The organism is Luteibacter sp. UNCMF331Sha3.1 (assembly GCF_900109915.1).
GTDB lineage: Bacteria > Pseudomonadota > Gammaproteobacteria > Xanthomonadales > Rhodanobacteraceae > Luteibacter.
Genome location: NZ_FOBU01000001.1, coordinates 1200506 through 1217507 on the forward strand (window position 1 = coordinate 1200506; position 17002 = coordinate 1217507).

The following is a 17002-nucleotide window of genomic DNA, read 5'->3' on the forward strand; positions in this document are numbered from 1 at the left end:
TCAGCGGGTGTCGCGCAGCTCCCAGCTGTTGCCGATCAGGAGATTGAGCCGGTGCTTGACGATGCGCATGGGCAGCGACGTGGTGAGCCTGATGTCGGTGCGGTCGTTCGAGAGCTCGCCCGTCGCGCTCGCGGAGCCATCCGTCACGCCGAGCGACGGATCGACCTCGTCGGGCTCGGGTTGCTTGGCGCGCCAGCGCTGGAAGAGCGCGTCGCCGGACATCGCGGCCGCGATGTCCGATGCCAGCTTGTCGGGGCCGATGCCTTCGAACGAGAGCTCCGGATCCGGGCCCTTCGCCTTGCTCATGTCTTTGACGGAAAGAAAGTAGGTGGTCATGGTGATCTAGTTAATCGCGCGTCCGTGAAGGGGCCGTCAGTCGAGCGCGCCGACGTCGAGGACGCCCGCCGCGTCGGCGGGCGTCACGCCATGGGGCAGCACGCCGAGGCAGGGCGCGGAAAGGCACGCGCGCAGCGTCGCGATGTTTTCGTCGAGCAGCGGCATCGAGGGATCCACCACGTTGGCGATCCAGCCGGCGAAACGGCAGCCATCGGCCTCGATGGCTCGGGCGGTCAGCCGCGCGTGGCTGATACAGCCCAGTCGCATTCCGACGACCAGCACGACGTCGAGCCCCCAGCGCGCCGGTATCTGCTCGGCGGACAGGTTCCCGCCCAGGGGCACGAGCCAGCCGCCGACACCCTCGACGACCACGCGGTCGTAATCCTGGCGAAGCCGGTCGAACGCCGCGTCGAGGGGTGGCCAGTCGATCGCGACGCCGGCGCGCGCGGCGGCCAGGTGAGGCGCCACGGCTTCCGCCAGCGCGATGGGATTGACCCGATCGTATGGCGGGCGCGGCGCACTGGCGGCCTGCAACGCCAGGGCGTCCTCGTTGCGCAGGCCGTCCGCCGTCGCCTCCGATCCACTGGCGACGGGTTTCATGCCGGCGACGCGCCCGCCGTTCCGGCGCAGCGCGTGGATCAGGGCCTGGGCGCCGTGGGTCTTGCCGATGCCGGTATCGGTACCGGCCACGAAAAGGTGTCGCGACATCGTGGGAACCTTGCCTCCGCGGGGACGTGGCACCATACACGGCCCAACGCCCCGACACACCGGAACCGACATGTACGAAGCCAAGGCCATCGCCACCGACGACAAGGCTGCCCTCTACGCCGAACTCGTGCAGCAGGCCGAGGGCCTGATGCATGGCGAATCCAACCCTGTCGCCAACGCCGCGAACTTCGCCGCGCTCGTCTACGACGTGGTGCCGGACCTGAACTGGGCGGGGTTCTATCTCTTCGACGGCACGGAGCTGGTCGTGGGACCGTTCCAGGGCAAGCCGGCGTGCATCCGCATCGCCATCGGCCGCGGCGTATGCGGCACGGCCGCCGCCACGCGCGAAACGCAGGTGGTGCGGGACGTCAACGCGTTCGCCGGGCACATCGCCTGCGACGCCGCATCCAACGCCGAGATCGTGGTACCGCTGGTGAAGGCCGATGGCAGCCTCTACGGCGTGTGGGACGTCGACAGCCCGAGCGTGGGCCGTTTCGACGACGAGGACCGCAAGGGCATGGAGGCGCTCTGCGCGGTTTTCATGAAGACGCTGGTCTGACGGCGGAAGCCAGCCTGCTGGCGATGGGTGCTCGCGGCAAGCACCCTTCGCCAGCAGGCTGGCTCCCACCGTAGTGCGCGATCAGAGCTCGTGCGATCGCGGGGTCTGCAGCAGTTCCATCACGCGCGCCCGCGCATCTTCCACGCCCGTCTTCGCCAGCGACGAGAAGATCTGCGCGGTACCCGGCACGTTGTTCGCACGGAAATCCTTGCGCAGGGCTTCCAGCGCCGCCGAGGCCTGACCCCGCGAAATCTTGTCCGCCTTGGTCATCAGCACGTGGCACGGCAGGTCCGTGGCGGCGCAGAACTCCAGCATCGTGCGGTCGAAGTCCTTCAGCTCATGGCGGATGTCGACGATCAGCACGATGCCGCGCAGGCTGCGGCGCATTTTCAGGTACGCGTCGATCTCGCCGCGCCAGTGCTTGCGCATCGCCTCGGGCACTTTCGCGTAGCCGTAGCCCGGCAGATCGACGAGGCGCGTGTCGAGCGGCGCCGCGCCTTCCACCTTCAGCGGCGGCAGGTCGAACACCACCATCAACTGCGTGCGTCCCGGCGTCTTCGACGTGCGGGCGAGCGCGTTGTGCCCCGTGAGCGCATTGAGCGCGCTCGACTTGCCCGCGTTCGACCGGCCGGCGAAGGCGACTTCCGCACCCTGGTCGTACGGCAGCTGGGTGATCTCGTTCGCGGCCAGCACGAAGCGGGCGCCGTTGAGCGGATTGGAGGACATGGAGAAAGCCGTCGGGCGATGGGAATCGAAGGCCCGGCAGTGTATGCGATTCCACGGCCGGGCCGCGTGCGGGATGGTTTGACCGGGCTCTCCAACGCCCCCCATAATCGATTGATTGAGGCGCGGCAGGGAGCGCGCCCGGTCCTGGACGATTCCCCTTTTGGAGAGACTCATGAAGTTTCGGCACGCCGTCGCTGCCATCACCGCGTTGCTCGTCATGCACGTAGCTACAGCCCAGACCGCTTCTCCCGCCAAGCCGGCCACCGCGCCGGCACCGGCGTCCACCGCCGCGAAGGCCGGCGCCAATCCGGCGACCGACCCGGCCACCCCGGGCATGCCCAAGGCGGAGGCCGCCACCACGCCCGCGCCCGCCGGCGCGACCGCCGCACTGAAACCGGGCGATGCCACCGCCGGGCAGGGCAAGGCCGCCGTCTGCGGCGCCTGCCACGGCATGGACGGCAATTCCACCGACCCGGCCAATCCTCGCCTCGCCGGCCAGAGCGAGCAATACATCGCCGCGCAGCTCGCCGACTTCAAGTCGGGTAAGCGCAACAACCCGATCATGATGGGCTTCGCCTCGCCGCTGTCCGAGCAGGACATGCACGACATCGGCGCCTACTTCGCCAGCAAGGCGTCGCTCCCGGGCGTGGCCGATCAGGCGCTGGTCAAGGACGGCGAGACGCTCTACCGCCAGGGCGACGTCGCTCGCGGCGTGCCGGCCTGCATGGCGTGCCACGGCCCGGACGGACGCGGCAACCCCGGTGCGCGTTACCCGCAGCTCGGCGGCCAGCACGCGAAGTACGTCGAGGCCCGCCTGAAGGCGTGGCACGAGGACGGCGCGACCAGCGACGCCTCCCATACGAAGATCATGATCACGATCGCGCAGAAGCTGAACGACAAGGACATCGCCGCCGTCGCCAGCTATCTGGAAGGCCTGCACACGAACGAACCGACCCAGGCCGCCGCACCCGCGACGCCCTGATGGCGTTAAAGTGTGAAGATCGAACGGGCCTTCGGGCCCGTTCTTGTTTAAGAAGGTTAGAAAAGGACCCCCGATGCGTATGCGCCTTCCCCTCCTCTGCGCCGCCCTGATCGGCCTCGCCGCCTGCGGCTCCGGCAACAACGACACCGCGTCGACCACGCCGCCCGCGGCGTCGACCGCGGCGCCGGCCGCCACATCTGCGGCGCCGGCGACCGCGACCACCGCACCCGCCGCCCCCACCAGCGCGCCTGCGCCGACCGACGCCACGGCCGCGGCCCCTGCCGCGGCACCGTCCGCCGACGCCGACGACGCGGGTCGCCCGGACCCGAAACCGTTCGTGGACGACGGCAAGTGGGTCGAGGGCAAGAACTATTTCCGCATCGACCCGGCGCAGCCGACCAGCTCGCCCGGCAGGATCGAAGTGACCGAGGTGTTCTCGTACGGCTGCCCGGCGTGCTTCCAGTACCACGGCGTGGTCGACGAGCTCGCGAAGAGCCTGCCGAAGGGCGCGGTGATGACCTACACGCCCGCCTCGTTCCGTCCGGACGAGAACTGGCCGCTCCTGCAGCGCGCGTACCTGACGGCGCAGGCCCTCGGCGTGGACCGCAAGACCCACGACGCGATGTTCGACGCCGTCTTCAAGAGCGGCGAGCTCGGCATCATGGACCAGGCGGCCGGCAAGCCGAAGGCGCAGTCCGCCTGGCCGACGATCGACGACGTGGCGAAGTTCTACGCGAAGGCCGGCATCAAGCCGGAGGAATTCGTCGCCACCGCGAACTCGTTCACGATCAACACGAAGATGAAGCGCGCCGATGAACTGATCCGGGCCTACGAGGTCGATAGCACGCCGACGATCGTCGTGAATGGCAAGTATCGCCTCACGCCGGGCAGCGCCGGCGGCTACCCGCAGTCCGTCGAGCTGGTGCAGTGGCTCGTCAGCAAGGAAGCCGCGGGCAAGTGACCGCGCTTCGACCCCCAACGGAGATTTCCATGTTCAAGCGTCTTTCCATCCTGTTCGTCGGCCTGGCCCTGACCGCCGCCTGCAGCGCCCGCCCTGCCGACGACGCCTCTGCCGCCACCTACACGGATGGCCAGCAGTACGTCGCCACCACCACCCCGGCCCGCCTCGATTCGAAGGACGGCAAGGTGGAAGTGGTCGAAGTCTTCTCCTACGGCTGCGTGCATTGCGCGCACTACGAGGAGTACGCCGAGAAGCTGCAGAAGGAGCTTCCGAAGGGCGTCGTGTTCCACGCCGTCCCGGCCGCCTTCAACGATGCATGGCTGCCGTACGCGCAGGCCTACTATGCCGCCAGGGCGCTGAAGGTCGCTCCTGCATCGCACGCGGCGCTGTTCAAGGCGATCCACATCGATCACTACCCGCTGCGCACGATCGAAGAACTCGCCGACTGGTACAAGGCGAACTACGCGGTCGATCCCGCGAAGTTCATCGCCGCGGCGAAGAGCGATGCGGTGAAGAAACGCATCCTCGAAGACACGAAGCTGATCCAGGGCTGGGGCATCGACGGCACGCCCACGATCGTCGTCAACGGCAAGTACCGCAGCAACCAGATCAAGAACTTCGACGAGCTCAACGGCGTCGCGAAGTACCTGACCGACAAGGAACTGAAGGGCAACAAATAAGCCCTTCCCCACCGATGCCCTCCGTTCACATCGCGGAGGGCATCCTCTGGCCCTCACGGCCAGTCGAGTAAAGACGCGACACCCATGAGTCCCGCCTCGCCGAATCCTTCGTCCGCCGCCGCGCAGTGCACCTTGCGCCTGCTGAGCTGCAACATCCTCGCGGGCGCCAGCGTGCAGCGCTACAGCGACTACTTCACCCGCAGCGTCAACGCGGTGTTGCCCGGTCGCGCGAAGCTGGCCAACCTCGATTCGCTGGCCGAGCTCCTGCATGAATTCGACGTGGTCGGTCTGCAGGAGGCCGATGCCGGCAGCCTGCGTTCCGGTTTCCTCAACCAGACGCGTTACATCGCCGAGGCGGCGGGCATGCCGTACTGGAGCCATCAGCCGAACCGGCCGATGGCGCGCGTGGCGCACTCCGCCAATGGCCTGCTGAGCCGCATCGAGCCCACCGAAGTCATCGACTACCCGTTGCCGGGCCGCATCAAGGGGCGCGGCGCGCTGTTCGTCCGCTTCGGCCACGGCAGCGACGCGCTCGTGGTGGTCATCGCCCATCTGTCGCTGGGCGCGGCCGCACGCATGGGGCAGCTCGGCTTCATCGCCGAACTCCTCGCGCCCTATCCGCACGCGGTGCTGATGGGTGACCTGAACACCGAGCCGGTCAGCGCGGAAATGCGCCATCTGTTCGCGAAGACCGCGCTGCAGCCGCCGAGGACATCCACGCCGACGTTCCCCAGCTGGAAACCACGGCGTGCGCTCGATCACATCCTCACCTCCGCCGATATCTCGCTCGAGCGGACGTGGACATTGCCCCGCGCGTTCTCCGATCATCTGCCCATCGCCGCCCAGATCCGCCTGCCCATCGCCTTGGCGCAGGCAGCCGGCGCGCCCCTATCGGACTGACGCACGCATGCCTTCCCGCCTCCGCCCCGCCCTGCCCTGGGTCATCGTCATCGTGGTCGCCGTCGTGGCGACGTGGGTGCGTTACGGTTTCATCGAACCGCCGCAGCTCGCCTACGCATGCGAAGGGGCGAACGCGCCATGGTGGTGCGGCGTGCGAACGCTCGTCGTGCAGGGCTTCCTGAGCTATGGCTACGGCTACGCCGCCGTGCTGGCCGCGTTCGTCGCGCTGTTCTGGCGCAGCACGTTCGCGGCCGTGGTGGCGACGTCGCTCGGCGTCGTCGCCCTTCAGTTGTACTGCTACGAAGGCGGCGCCTTCGCGCTCCTGCTCGGCGCGTTGCGACTGGTGCGCGTGCAGTACGACCGCATCCGGCCCGCGACCGCCCGACTGACGGGGCTGTAGCCGGTCACCGTTCCGGCGATGTCTTCCACCACGCTCCCAGCACCGGCAGCGCCAGTGCGAGGTTCAGCAGCAGCCAGCCCCACGACACCGCGTTGACGCCGGTCTCCTGCACCACCACCGCGGCGGCGAGCACCACCAGCGACAGCGAGAGCAGGCGCTCCTCGACGATCGGTTTCGCCAGACCCTCGCGCGAACGCAGCAGCGCGAGCACGAAGAAACCGATGCAGGGCATGGCGAACAGCCCGATGGGGAAGTCGCGATAGCGGCCGTTGAAGACCATCAGCAGGCCGTACAACGTGAGCACGAACATCCAGAAGAAGCGCTGCGGCGTGAACGCGTCCGTCCAGGCGATGCCCCACAGACGACGTTCGACGGGGCGCGGCGCGACGGCCGCGGGATTCACCGGCGCCGCCAGCCGGGCGGCGATGGCACGGGCGAGCACGAACGCGGTCACCAGCGCGCACGCGCCGATCGCGATGCCGATGGTCCATTCCGTGAGGTTACGGCAGGAAAAAGTCAGCAGGCGCGCATGCGCGGCCAGTGCGGTGCCGCTGGCGAAACCCGCGAGCGCCAGCGCGCCCCAGCCCGTCGCGCCCCGCCAGCGCCGACGGATCGCGCCGCCGACGAGGAACACGAGTGCGCCGACGCCGCCGGCGACGAGCCCTTCCGTCCAGCGAGGCTCCTCGACCACCGGCCCCGTCATCGCGAACTTCGGCTCGGCGTTCACGTCGAAGATGCCCCAGTAGCCGCCGACCGTGCCTTCGAGGTCGCGTTTCCACGGCTGGTCGAAGGCTTCGATCACGTTATAGGGCATGTCGACGGTGGCGGCGTAGTTGAGGAACTCGCGAAGATAGCGGGCCTCGTTGACCAGGCTTGCGCTCGCGTCCCGCCGCGTGCGCCCTTCGCTGGGCCAGCCGGTCTCGCCGATCATCACCTGCTTGCCGGGAAACTCCGCCTTCATGCGGCGATACACGTCGGCCACGTGCTGCACCGCCTTTTCCGGCGCGACGGGTTCGTCTTCCCAGTACGGCAGGATGTGAATCGTCACGTAGTCGACGGCATGGACCAGCTGCGGGTGCCGCTGCCAGAACTCCCAGACGTCCGCATAAGTCACGGGCACATCGGTGGCCGCGTTGACTCGCTGGATGGCATCGGCGAGCGCCTTCTCGGACAGCTCGCCACGCAGGAGCACTTCGTTGCCGACGACGATGCCGCGGATGCTGGCACGGTCGCGACGCGCGGCGTCGAGGCCCAGCGCGATCTCGCGCTCGTTCGCCACGGTGTCGCGGCCGAGCCAGATGCCCATCAGCACCTTCATGCCGTAGCGGCCCGCGATGTCCGGCACCGCGCCGAGGCCCTGTCCCATCGAGTACGTGCGCACGCAGTCGAAGCGCGTGGACAGCGCCTTCAGGTCGGCGTCGATCCGTTCCGGCGAGATGACCGCATGCGGATCGAACGGCGTCTCGCCCTTGAGCCGATACGGCGCGTACGACACGCAGGCGATTTTCGCCGTGGGCGAATCCGGCAGATCGACGGGCCGCCCCAGCATGGCCCAGTAGCCCGCGCCGAAGACGGCGGCGAGCACGAGGGAAATCCATGCGAGCGGTCGCGCGAACCGCGCGTAGGAGGTTTGGGGCGACATGCCGTTCCAGTCGAATACAGAGGCGAGCGGGCACAAGCTTAACGGGCCGCGTGCGAGAGAGCGATTCCCGTGGACGCGGCCGTTCATCGGGCCTGCGCGCGCAGTTCCCTTACAATCCGGCAGGTATGCCCCCGCGAAGGAACTTCCGATGACCCCATTCCCGGCCCTGCGCCGTGCCGCTCGTCCCATGCGCATGCTCGCGGCCCTCGCGCTCGTCGCTTTCGGCCTCGGCATGGCGACCACGGCGGTAGCGGGCGGCACGGACGCGGAGCGCCTTCGGTTCCGCCAGGCCTACGCGAGCGCGCAGCAGGGCGGCGACGCATGGCGGGCGCAGGCGACGGGGCTCGAAGGCTATGTTCTTTTCCCTTACCTCGAAGCGGCGTCGCTCGAGCACGACCTGCGAACCCTCGACCGCGCCCGCGTGGACGCCTATCTCGCGCGCTATCCCGGCCTGATCCCGGCGGCCGATCTGCGCCGCGACTTCCTCGGCGAACTGGCCCGCCGCAAGGACTGGACCACGTTCGCGGCCATGTACCAGCCGGGACTCGGCGATTCGTTGAGTTGTTTCGCCTTGCAGGGCCGCCTGTCGCGCAACGAGCCGCTCGTGTTCGAGCGCGATCTCGCGGACCTGTGGAAGAAGGCGAGCCTGCCGAACGCGTGCGATCCCGTGATCGCGGCCGCGCACGACCAGGGCCTGCTGACGCCGGACCGTTTGTGGTCGCGGATCCAGATCGCCGCGGACGCGGGCAAGGGCGGCACGGTGTCGTCGCTCGCACCGTGGCTGCCGCCCGAGGATGCGATCGCCGCGCAGCGGATCGGGCAGGCGCTGAACGATCCGGGTGCCGCGCTCGCGGGTGCGGCGTCCTGGCCGGACACGCCGCGCCACCGGCAGGCGGTGACGCTCGCGTTGCAGCGCATGGCGCGCAAGCAGTCGACCGCCGCCGATACAGCATGGCGCAACCTCGAACCGCGCTTCCGCCTTACCGAGCAGCAGAAAGGCGCCATCGAAAACGCGCTCGCCCTGTTCCATGCCACCGATTTCGACGATTCGGCGCTCCAGCGCCTCGCCACCCTTCCGCCGGGCGCGCAGACGGACGCGACGCGCGAATGGCGCGTGCGCGTGGCCCTCGCACGGCAGGACTGGGCCGCCGCCATGACGGCGCTCGACGCCCTCGCGCCGTCGCAGAAGGACGATGGCGAGTGGCGTTACTTCCGTGCGCTGGTTCTCGCGAAGCTCGGCAAGCAGACCGAGGCGACGGCGATGTACCGGTCCGTCGCGCAGGAAGCGACCTATTTCGGCTTCCTCGCGGCCGACCGCGTCGACACCTCGTACGCCATCTGTCCCGTCGGCATGGCGACCGACGAGACCCGCGAAGCCGCGCTGCTTTCCGATCCGGGCCTCGACCGTGCGTTCGAGCTGTACGCCGTGGGCCTGCAGAAGCTAGCGCGGCGCGAGTGGAGCGCGGCGCTCGCGGGACGCGACGCCGATACGCAGCGCCTCGCCGCCGACCTGGCCTTCCGCAAGGGCTGGTACGACCGGGCCGTCTTCGGCCTGTCGTCGGGCGAAGCCCTGCGCCTCTACGAACAGCGCTTCCCGCTCGCCCGCCAGGACGGCGTGGTGGAGCAGGCGAGCCAGGCCGGCATCGAGGCGCCCTGGGCCTACGCGATCATCCGCGCGGAAAGCGCATGGATGAGCGACGCGCGCTCGGGCGCGGACGCGCGTGGCCTCATGCAGCTGCTGCCGTCGACCGCGGCCCTCGTCGCGCAACGCAACGGCCTCGCGTGGGCCGGCGGCGAGAGCCTCTACGAGCCGACCACCAACATCGTGCTCGGCACGCGTTACCTCGCGCAGATGGCCGCCCGCTACAACGGCGCGCCGTGGCTCGCGAGCGCCGCCTACAACGCCGGGCCGAACAAGGTCGACCAGTGGGTCGGCGCACGTGGGACGCTCGAACCGGACCTGTTCGTCGCCAGCATTCCCTACAAGGAGACGCGCGAGTACGTCGCGCGCGTGATGGCGTTCGCCGTGATCTACGACTGGCGCCTCAACGGCAATGCCCTGCCCATCGCATCCCGCATGACCTCCTTCGGCAGCGCCTATGCCCTCCCGGCGCCGGGCGCGGTGCGCAAGCCGGTCTCCTGCCCCGCGCCCGCCGTGGCGACGCCGGCGCCGCCGTCGGCACCGGCCGTTCTCGAGCCCGCGCCGGCGGAAGCGACCTCGGCCCCCGCCGCCCAGGAACCCCAGCGTTGATCCGCGTGGCTTTCGACAGACAAGCGGCCTACGCTGGCCGGGTCGAACGCCCCGCGGGAATTCGCTCATGAACGTCCAACGCATCGTCATCCTCGGCGGTACCGGCTTCGTCGGAAGCCGCCTGGTGCCTCGGCTCACCGCCGACGGCCACCACGTGCTGCTCCTCTCGCGCAACCGCGAAGCCCACCGCCAGCGCGGCGTGGGGCGCAACGTCGCGATCGCCAGCGCCGATGTCTACGATCCCGCCACGCTCCATCGCCATATCGCCGGCGCGGACGCGGTCATCCAGATGGTCGGCATCCTCAACGAGAGCGGTCGCAATACGTTCGAGCGCGTCCACGTGGGACTGACCCGCCTCGTGATCGACGCGTGCCGCGCCGCGGGCGTGCACCGGCTGCACATGATGAGCTCGCTGAATGCCGGCAAGGGCACCTCGGGCTACCTGCGCTCGCGCGGGGAGGCCGAAGCGCTCGTGCGGTCCTCCACGCTCGACTGGACGATCTACGAACCGAGCACGATCTTCGGCCCCGGCGACGGACTGGTCACGCGCTTCGACAGCCTGCTGCGCATCGCGCCGGTCATGCCGCTGCCGCGGCCGCAGGCGAAGATGGCGCCCGTCTACGTGGGCGACGTCGTCGAAGCGATCGCACGCGGGGTGAACGATGCGTCGACGGTACTGCGCACCTATGAGCTGTACGGCCCCGAGACGTGGACGCTGATCGACCTCGTGCGCGCGATTCGCGATGCGCGCGGCCGGCACCGCGTGATACTGCCGATGCCCGACGCGCTCGGCCGCCTGCAGGCGTCCGTTGCGCAGTTCGTTCCGGGCAAGCCGTTCTCGCCGGACAATTTCCGCTCCCTGCTCGTCGATGCGGTCGGCCAGTCCGATGGTCTCGCGCAGCTGGGCATCCATCCGCAACGGCTGAGCGACTGGCTTCCGCGCCTGCTCGGCCAGCCCGTCCGCCACCGGCGCCTCGACGAAGCGCGTAGCCGCCGACGACACTGACCCCGATCATGGACATCTATCTCGTCGGCGGCGCCGTCCGCGACCAACTGCTCGGCCGCCCCGTCGTCGATCGCGACTGGGTCGTCGTGGGCGCCACGCCCGAGGACATGCTGGCGCAGGGTTACCGCGCCGTCGGCAAGGATTTTCCCGTCTTCCTCCATGGCGACACCAAAGAGGAGTACGCGCTCGCGCGCACGGAACGCAAGACCGGTCGCGGCTATCACGGCTTCGCGTTCCACGCCGATCCGTCGGTGACCGTCGAACAGGACCTCGAGCGCCGCGACCTCACCATCAACGCCATCGCGCAGCGCGAGGACGGCACGCTCGTCGATCCATTCGGCGGCGTGGGCGACATCGAGGCGCGCGTGCTCCGGCATGTCTCCGACGCGTTCGCGGAAGACCCCGTGCGCCTCCTGCGCGTGGCGCGGTTCGCCGCGCGCTATGCCCCGCTGGGCTTTCGCGTCGCCGACGAAACGATGGCGCTGATGCGGCGGATGGTCGACGACGGCGAGGTGGATCATCTCGTGCCTGAGCGTGTCTGGACGGAGACGCGCAAGGCGCTGGCCGAACCGATGCCGTCGGCCTTCCTGCGCGTGCTGCGCGACAGCGGCGCCCTGCGCGTGCTGTTTCCCGAGGTCGACGCGCTCTACGGCGTGCCGCAACGCCCGGAGTACCATCCCGAGGTGGATACCGGCATCCACGAGGAACTCGTGCTCGACGCCGCCGCGGCGCTCGCGCCCGGCGACTCGCTGGTGGGCTGGTGCGCGTTCACGCACGACCTCGGCAAGGCACTGACACCGGCCGACGTGCTGCCGCGGCACATCATGCACGAACAACGCGGCATCGAACCCGTGCGGGCGATCTCCGCACGCCTGAAGGTGCCGGTCGAGTATGCGTTCATGGCGGAGATGGTCTGCAAGCACCATCTCAACGCGCACATGGCGCTGGAGCTCAGACCGACGACGATCCTGCGGCTGCTCGACGCGCTCGGCGCACTGCGTCGACCCGAGCGTCTGGAAACGTTCCTGCTCGCGTGCATGGCCGACAAGCGCGGACGCCTCGGCAGCGCGCAGGCGGACTATCCGCAGGCCGATTTCCTCCGCGCCTGCCGCACCGCCGCCGCGTCGATCACCTCGCAGCCGTTCGTCGCGCAGGGACTGCAGGGTCCGGCGATCGGCGAGGCCATGAAGAAGGCCCAGGCGACGGCGATCGCCGGCGTACCGAAGCCCGCGCCTTAGAGGCGCGAGCCCTGGTCGGCCGCCATCACGCCTTCCGGCAGCGCCGCGGCGTCGATGCCCTTGGCGAAGAGCATCACCTGGAAACGCTCGCCCATCTGGTCGGGCATGGTGAGCTTCTTCACTTCCTGCGACAGACGATAGCGCGCCGCTTCGTCGGTGAGCGCAAGGTAGTCGTCTTCGAAGCATGCCTGCAGACCGGCGGCGATCAGGAACTGCGCCTGCGGCATGTATGCCGCCACGCCGAAGCCCGCGCTGTTGCCGGCCTCCGCGAGCGCCGTGAAGTCCACGGACGCCGTGAGGTCCTGCAGCCCCGGCAGGTAATACGCATCGCCATGCGCGCGGTGGCGATAGAACGCCCTCAGCGTGCCGTCGTTGCGTTCGGGGAGGTAGAACTCGGAACGCGTATACCCGTAGTCGGCGAACAGCATCGCGCCACGGCGCAGGCTGCCGGCCACCGCCTGGATCCAGTACGGCAGTTGCGGAAGGATGTCGCTGCGGTAGCCGCCTTCGAAGTCCCGGCCCAGATCGCGTTCGACGTGGCGTACCGCGCCGCCTACCAACGCATCCGCGGGGCGATCGCTGCGCACGAAGCGTCGGTCGCCGTCGAGCACGACGTGTTCTTCGTAGACCTCGCCGTCGCGCATGCTGAAACGGGTGGTCGGCAAGGCGTCGATGACTTCGTTGGCGAACAGCACGCCGTCCCAGTCATCCTCCGGCGGACCGTCGAGCCACACGGCGCGCGCGAACACGCCGGCCGGCAGGGTCGCGTGCAGGCGCTCGCGCTGACGCTCGCGCAGGTCCGCGCTGGGCTCGAGGATCATGTAACGCCGCGGCAGCTGCCCTGCGGCGTCCAGCGCCAGCAGCGCCGCTTCCGCGAAGGCACCGCTGCCGCCGCCGATCTCCATGAAATCGGCCTCGGGACCCAACGACTCGAGCACCGGCTCGAGCGCGCGAACGACGCAGCGGGCGAACAACGTGCCGAGCTCCGGCGCGGTGATGAAATCGCCCTCCTCGCCGAACTTGGCCTTGCCGGCGCTGTAGTAGCCGAGGCCTGGCGTATACAGGCAGCGCTCCATGAAGCGGGAGAACGGCATGGGACCGTGGGAGGCGATCTCCTCGCGGATCAGGTCCGCGAGGTGGTCGGAGTGGGCGCGTTCGTCGGCGCCGGGTTCGGGCAGTCTGGCATTCATGCGTCGGCAATTCGTGGTGCGAACCGACAGGATAACGGAAGGGGCGCCCCGGATCAGAAATCCTGCTGGAGCGAGAGGAAGATCCCCCGCCGCGGACCGAACTGGGGGGCGCCCACGCCGATGCCGGAGCCGTCGCGGATTTCGTACGTGCGATCCAGCGCGTTCACCAGCGCCAGCTGCGCGTGGGTGGCGCCGACGGACGTCAGGTTGAAATCGTGCGACACGCTGAGATTGAGCTGAAAGTACGAGGGCATCGTCGCGCCGTTGGGCACGATGCCGTCGCGACGCAGGCCGGAGCCGAACAGGTAGTCGGCGCCGATCCGCGTGGTCTCCGCGAAGGCATAGCTGACGCCACCCGACGAGGTGTACTTCTGATCGTGGTCGAGGTGGATGAAGTGGTCGTCGATGTAGGCGAGGTCGTCGGGCGAGAAGTTGTATTGGCCGGTAATGATGCGCTTGCCGACGGCGCGGTTGTACGCGACGTTGAAGTACGCGGTGAGCGCGCCGCCGTCGTAGTTGACGGTCAGTTCGTCGCCCTTGACCTTGCCCTGGTCGTAATTGAACGTGGAATAGACGAGCGCCGTACCGAACTGTCCCTCGTCCTGCAGGCGCGACACGCGACGGTAGTAGCTGTCGAGACCCACGGTCCAGGCATCGCCGAGCTTCTGCGACACGCCGACGTCGTAGTAACTGGAACGCTCCGCGAGCGGTGTGTCATTGCCGTTGTCCGGCAGCGCATTGGTCGTGCCTGCGAATTTCGCGATCGATGTCGGGCTGATCGACTCCGACGCCGGCGGCGTGAAGTAACGTGAGTATCCCGCGTGGATCGTGGTGCTGTCCGTCGGCTGGTAGACGAGGCCCACGCGCGGGCTCAGCTGGCTTTCGGGACGGAAGGCATCGTAGCGATCGGCACGCACGCCATAGTTCACGGTCCACTTCTCGCCGATGGACCATTCGTCCTGCAGGTACAAGGCATACGTGCGCGCGATGACGCGACTGGCGTCGACGATGTTGAGTGGCGTCGTGGAGGTCTGGTTGCCGGCACCATCGGCGGGAAACACGAGCGCGTCGTTGGTCGCCGTGGCGCGCTCGAACGAGGCATAGGCGCCGTAGCGCAGCGTGTGGTTGTCGCCCAGCGGCGTGGAGAAGTCGGCCTGCAGCGTGCTGGCCCTGTTGGCCCTGTGCACGTCCGACGCGACGCCATTGAACATCAGGTCGCCGATATCGTCGGGCGTGAAGTCGAGGCCGCTGTAGCGCTGGCCGGCCGAGACCTGGTACGCGGTGTTGCCGACCTTGCCCTGCAGACTGAGCACGCCGAAGCGCGTGGTTTCGCGCTGGCGTTCGTCGAGTTGCGCGGAGTCGAAGTTCGTCACGTCGAGATAGCCGAACTGCGGTGTCTGCCCGGGATTGTTGGGGATGTCGAAACGGTTGTTGGTCGCACCGAACAGGAAGCTGAGTCGCGTGTCGTTGTCGATCAGGTACGACACGTCGCCGAAGGCCTTCACCTGGTTCGTGTGGTCGTGGATCGGCTTGCGGCTGGCGGTGGGGTTCTCGATGCCGACGTCGTTCTCGAGATAGTTGGCGGTGAGGAACCAGCTCCACTGGCCGCTTCGACCGAACAGCGTCGCGTTCGGGTTGATCGTGCCGAACTGGCCACCGGTCACGCCGACGCTGCCCCCGATGCCGTCCGTCGTCGCCGTGCGCGTCTTGATGTCCACCACCGCGGCGGTCCGGTCGCCGTACTGCGCCGGAAGCGCGCCGGTGAGCAGTTTCACGCTCTGAATGGTGCGCGCATCCAGCGTCTGGCCGAAGCCGCCGATGCTCTCCGGAATGATCACGCCGTCCACGCGGTACTGCAGGTTCGCATGGTCGCCGCGCACGTGCAGCTGGCCGTAAGAGTCCTGCACGACGCCCGGTGCCTGCAGCAGCACCTGGTTCAGCGGCGTCGAATCACCGAGCGGCAACGCCTCGATGGTCTTCCGGTCGATGACGTACTGGCTGCTGCCCGTGTCGGGCGAAAGGCTGTTTCGCGCGTCGTCGAGCCGCGCGCTGACGTCCACCTCGCCGAGGTTGGTGGCCTTCTGGGGCGTGACGTCGTCGGCGAGGATCGGGGCGGAGGACAGGGCGAGGGCGATGCAGAAGGCGAGGCGTGCGGGGGTCATGGGGGCTCGGGTCCGGGGAACGTTATATTGTTTCAACCGAGTCTGTACTCCCGACCTTTCGGACCTCTTTCGTCGTACGACGACGCTTCATCGACGCACGCGACGCGACGATGGGCCCATTCCAACCGTGGAGAAGACGATGGCGAGCCGTGAACCCGCGTCGACATCGAAAGAAATCGTGCCCACCTCGGGCGTCGACCGCGGCGACAGCCCGGTCGCCCGCGCGATCCTGGAATTCGTCAGTCGCATTCCCGAGAGCGAGGTGCCTCGCGCCACCAAAGGCACGGCGGAGGAGGAGTGCCGCCGCCTGGCCAGCAGCGCGGCCAACAAGGCGGCACTGACCGCTGGTTCGCTCGCGCTCCCGCCCGGCCCGCTGGGCTGGCTCACCGTGCTTCCCGAGCTCGTCGCCATCTGGCGCATTCAGGGACAACTGGTCAGCGACATCGCGTCGGCCTATGGCAAGACCGCCAAACTCGGGCGCGAACAGATGCTCTGGTGCCTGTTCCGGCATACCGCGGCTCAGGCGTTTCGCGACGTCGCGATCCGCGTGGGCGACCGTCTCGTGTTCCGGACGGCCGCGACCAGCGTCCTGCAGCGCGTCGCGGGCCGCATCGGCGTGAGCGTGTCGAAACGCGCCGTCGGCAAGGGCATCTCGCGCTGGCTGCCGATCGTCGGCGCCCTCGGCGTGGGCGCCTACGCGTATTACGACACGGGCCAGGTGGCGAAGACGGCCATCGACCTGTTCAGCGGCGAGGTCCACGTGGACGACGAGCCGCCGCGTGAGACGACGAAGACGCGTAAGGCGCGAAGCGACGTGGCAGAGTCGAGGGCGGTCACCGGCGAGGCCTCGTCGACGAGCGCCGGGCCATCCGCGCGCAAGCGTGTCGCGCGTGCACCGAAGAAGAAAACGGCCGCGGCGAAACCGAAGGTCGCAGCGAAGAAAATCGCCGCACGGAAAAAGCCCGCCTCGACGAAGGCAAAAGCCAGGACCGCGCCACGCGGCAAGACCGCCGCCCGCTGATCGGTGTGGGAGCGGCCCTGGCCGCGATGGGCTCGCGGCAAGCACCCACCGCGGCCAAGGCCGCTCCCACACGACGCATTCGCCGGTAGTGTGCGCGTGGCAAGCACCCATCGCGGCCGAGGCCGCTCCCACACGACGATCTCGCCGGTAGTGTGTGCGTGGCGAGCGCCCGTCGCGGCCGGCCGCTCCCACGGGATGAACTTGCCGGCGGCGCGCGGCGTGACTTGGCAAGACGATTGC

Annotated in this window: 16 protein-coding genes; 10 read left to right on the forward strand and 6 right to left on the reverse strand. The window is 68.8% G+C overall.

The features are described 5' to 3' along the window. Both BMX32_RS05310 and bioD read right to left on the reverse strand, forming a co-directional pair. Window positions 1-336, reverse strand: coding sequence for a hypothetical protein (locus tag BMX32_RS05310; protein WP_089975360.1), 336 nt, complete (start codon window positions 334-336; stop codon window positions 1-3). Window positions 337-372: 36 nt separating this feature from the next. Then, window positions 373-1044: a dethiobiotin synthase gene (bioD, locus tag BMX32_RS05315; RefSeq protein WP_089975363.1), complete on the reverse strand. Its 672-nt coding sequence runs from the start codon at window positions 1042-1044 to the stop codon at window positions 373-375. A gap of 70 nt (window positions 1045-1114) precedes the next feature. On the opposite strand from bioD, the gene BMX32_RS05320 reads away from it, so the two are divergent. Next, the gene (locus BMX32_RS05320) at window positions 1115-1603 is read left to right on the forward strand and encodes a GAF domain-containing protein (RefSeq protein ID WP_089975365.1); all 489 of its coding nucleotides are present in this window, start codon (window positions 1115-1117) and stop codon (window positions 1601-1603) included. 81 nt (window positions 1604-1684) lie between these two features. On the opposite strand, the gene yihA is transcribed toward BMX32_RS05320, so the two are convergent. Continuing rightward, entirely contained in the window at window positions 1685-2329 is a 645-nt protein-coding gene (yihA, locus tag BMX32_RS05325) for a ribosome biogenesis GTP-binding protein YihA/YsxC (RefSeq protein ID WP_089975367.1), read from the reverse strand. Between the two features lie 172 nt (window positions 2330-2501). Here yihA and BMX32_RS05330 point away from each other — a divergent pair, with 172 nt between their 5' ends. The 5 genes from BMX32_RS05330 to BMX32_RS05350 all read left to right on the forward strand — a co-directional run bounded on the left by BMX32_RS05330 (window position 2502) and on the right by BMX32_RS05350 (window position 6252). Further along, entirely contained in the window at window positions 2502-3311 is an 810-nt protein-coding gene (locus BMX32_RS05330) for a c-type cytochrome (RefSeq protein WP_170843565.1), read from the forward strand. Between the two features lie 79 nt (window positions 3312-3390). Continuing rightward, the gene (locus tag BMX32_RS05335; protein ID WP_244511415.1) at window positions 3391-4272 is read left to right on the forward strand and encodes a thiol:disulfide interchange protein DsbA/DsbL; all 882 of its coding nucleotides are present in this window, start codon (window positions 3391-3393) and stop codon (window positions 4270-4272) included. A 29-nt stretch (window positions 4273-4301) separates the two neighbouring features. Next, complete coding sequence (locus BMX32_RS05340) at window positions 4302-4952, forward strand: thiol:disulfide interchange protein DsbA/DsbL (RefSeq protein ID WP_089975372.1); 651 nt, start codon at window positions 4302-4304, stop codon at window positions 4950-4952. Window positions 4953-5036: 84 nt separating this feature from the next. Beyond that, window positions 5037-5852: an endonuclease/exonuclease/phosphatase family protein gene (locus BMX32_RS05345; protein ID WP_089975375.1), complete on the forward strand. Its 816-nt coding sequence runs from the start codon at window positions 5037-5039 to the stop codon at window positions 5850-5852. A 7-nt stretch (window positions 5853-5859) separates the two neighbouring features. Further along, window positions 5860-6252 carry a hypothetical protein gene (locus tag BMX32_RS05350; RefSeq protein WP_089975377.1) on the forward strand — a complete coding sequence of 131 codons (393 nt, stop codon included), beginning with the start codon at window positions 5860-5862 and terminating at the stop codon, window positions 6250-6252. A 4-nt stretch (window positions 6253-6256) separates the two neighbouring features. On the opposite strand, the gene BMX32_RS05355 is transcribed toward BMX32_RS05350, so the two are convergent. Further along, window positions 6257-7894: a glycoside hydrolase family 17 protein gene (locus BMX32_RS05355; protein ID WP_089975379.1), complete on the reverse strand. Its 1638-nt coding sequence runs from the start codon at window positions 7892-7894 to the stop codon at window positions 6257-6259. A gap of 148 nt (window positions 7895-8042) precedes the next feature. On the opposite strand from BMX32_RS05355, the gene BMX32_RS05360 reads away from it, so the two are divergent. From BMX32_RS05360 to BMX32_RS05370, 3 genes are all read left to right on the forward strand, one after another. After that, window positions 8043-10145: a transglycosylase SLT domain-containing protein gene (locus tag BMX32_RS05360; protein ID WP_244511417.1), complete on the forward strand. Its 2103-nt coding sequence runs from the start codon at window positions 8043-8045 to the stop codon at window positions 10143-10145. A gap of 67 nt (window positions 10146-10212) precedes the next feature. After that, window positions 10213-11151: a complex I NDUFA9 subunit family protein gene (locus BMX32_RS05365; RefSeq protein ID WP_089975382.1), complete on the forward strand. Its 939-nt coding sequence runs from the start codon at window positions 10213-10215 to the stop codon at window positions 11149-11151. A gap of 8 nt (window positions 11152-11159) precedes the next feature. Continuing rightward, a complete protein-coding gene (locus tag BMX32_RS05370) occupies window positions 11160-12389 on the forward strand; it encodes a multifunctional CCA addition/repair protein (protein ID WP_089975384.1) in 1230 nt (409 codons plus the stop codon). Here BMX32_RS05370 and BMX32_RS05375 read toward each other — a convergent pair. Both BMX32_RS05375 and BMX32_RS05380 read right to left on the reverse strand, forming a co-directional pair. After that, the gene (locus tag BMX32_RS05375; protein ID WP_089975386.1) at window positions 12386-13579 is read right to left on the reverse strand and encodes a class I SAM-dependent methyltransferase; all 1194 of its coding nucleotides are present in this window, start codon (window positions 13577-13579) and stop codon (window positions 12386-12388) included. The genes BMX32_RS05370 and BMX32_RS05375 overlap by 4 nt on opposite strands. Before the next feature lie 53 nt (window positions 13580-13632). Then, window positions 13633-15741 (reverse strand): TonB-dependent receptor, encoded by a 2109-nt coding sequence (locus tag BMX32_RS05380; RefSeq protein ID WP_089975388.1) that lies wholly within the window; start codon window positions 15739-15741, stop codon window positions 13633-13635. A gap of 139 nt (window positions 15742-15880) precedes the next feature. On the opposite strand from BMX32_RS05380, the gene BMX32_RS05385 reads away from it, so the two are divergent. After that, on the forward strand, window positions 15881-16762 hold the full coding sequence (locus tag BMX32_RS05385) for an EcsC family protein (protein ID WP_244511420.1): 882 nt from the start codon (window positions 15881-15883) through the stop codon (window positions 16760-16762). Window positions 16763-17002: the final 240 nt, after the last annotated feature.

Coding starts and splice junctions, on each gene's coding strand:
- BMX32_RS05365 (WP_089975382.1), top strand. CDS start 10,213: ATGAACGTCCAACGCATCGTCATCCTCGGCGGTACCGGCTTCGTCGGA.
- BMX32_RS05340 (WP_089975372.1), top strand. CDS start 4,302: ATGTTCAAGCGTCTTTCCATCCTGTTCGTCGGCCTGGCCCTGACCGCC.
- BMX32_RS05355 (WP_089975379.1), bottom strand. CDS start 7,894: ATGTCGCCCCAAACCTCCTACGCGCGGTTCGCGCGACCGCTCGCATGG.
- BMX32_RS05320 (WP_089975365.1), top strand. CDS start 1,115: ATGTACGAAGCCAAGGCCATCGCCACCGACGACAAGGCTGCCCTCTAC.
- yihA (WP_089975367.1), bottom strand. CDS start 2,329: ATGTCCTCCAATCCGCTCAACGGCGCCCGCTTCGTGCTGGCCGCGAAC.
- BMX32_RS05335 (WP_244511415.1), top strand. CDS start 3,391: ATGCGCCTTCCCCTCCTCTGCGCCGCCCTGATCGGCCTCGCCGCCTGC.
- BMX32_RS05310 (WP_089975360.1), bottom strand. CDS start 336: ATGACCACCTACTTTCTTTCCGTCAAAGACATGAGCAAGGCGAAGGGC.
- BMX32_RS05380 (WP_089975388.1), bottom strand. CDS start 15,741: ATGACCCCCGCACGCCTCGCCTTCTGCATCGCCCTCGCCCTGTCCTCC.
- BMX32_RS05360 (WP_244511417.1), top strand. CDS start 8,043: ATGACCCCATTCCCGGCCCTGCGCCGTGCCGCTCGTCCCATGCGCATG.
- BMX32_RS05350 (WP_089975377.1), top strand. CDS start 5,860: ATGCCTTCCCGCCTCCGCCCCGCCCTGCCCTGGGTCATCGTCATCGTG.
- BMX32_RS05345 (WP_089975375.1), top strand. CDS start 5,037: ATGAGTCCCGCCTCGCCGAATCCTTCGTCCGCCGCCGCGCAGTGCACC.
- BMX32_RS05330 (WP_170843565.1), top strand. CDS start 2,502: ATGAAGTTTCGGCACGCCGTCGCTGCCATCACCGCGTTGCTCGTCATG.
- BMX32_RS05375 (WP_089975386.1), bottom strand. CDS start 13,579: ATGAATGCCAGACTGCCCGAACCCGGCGCCGACGAACGCGCCCACTCC.
- BMX32_RS05385 (WP_244511420.1), top strand. CDS start 15,881: ATGGCGAGCCGTGAACCCGCGTCGACATCGAAAGAAATCGTGCCCACC.
- BMX32_RS05370 (WP_089975384.1), top strand. CDS start 11,160: ATGGACATCTATCTCGTCGGCGGCGCCGTCCGCGACCAACTGCTCGGC.
- bioD (WP_089975363.1), bottom strand. CDS start 1,044: ATGTCGCGACACCTTTTCGTGGCCGGTACCGATACCGGCATCGGCAAG.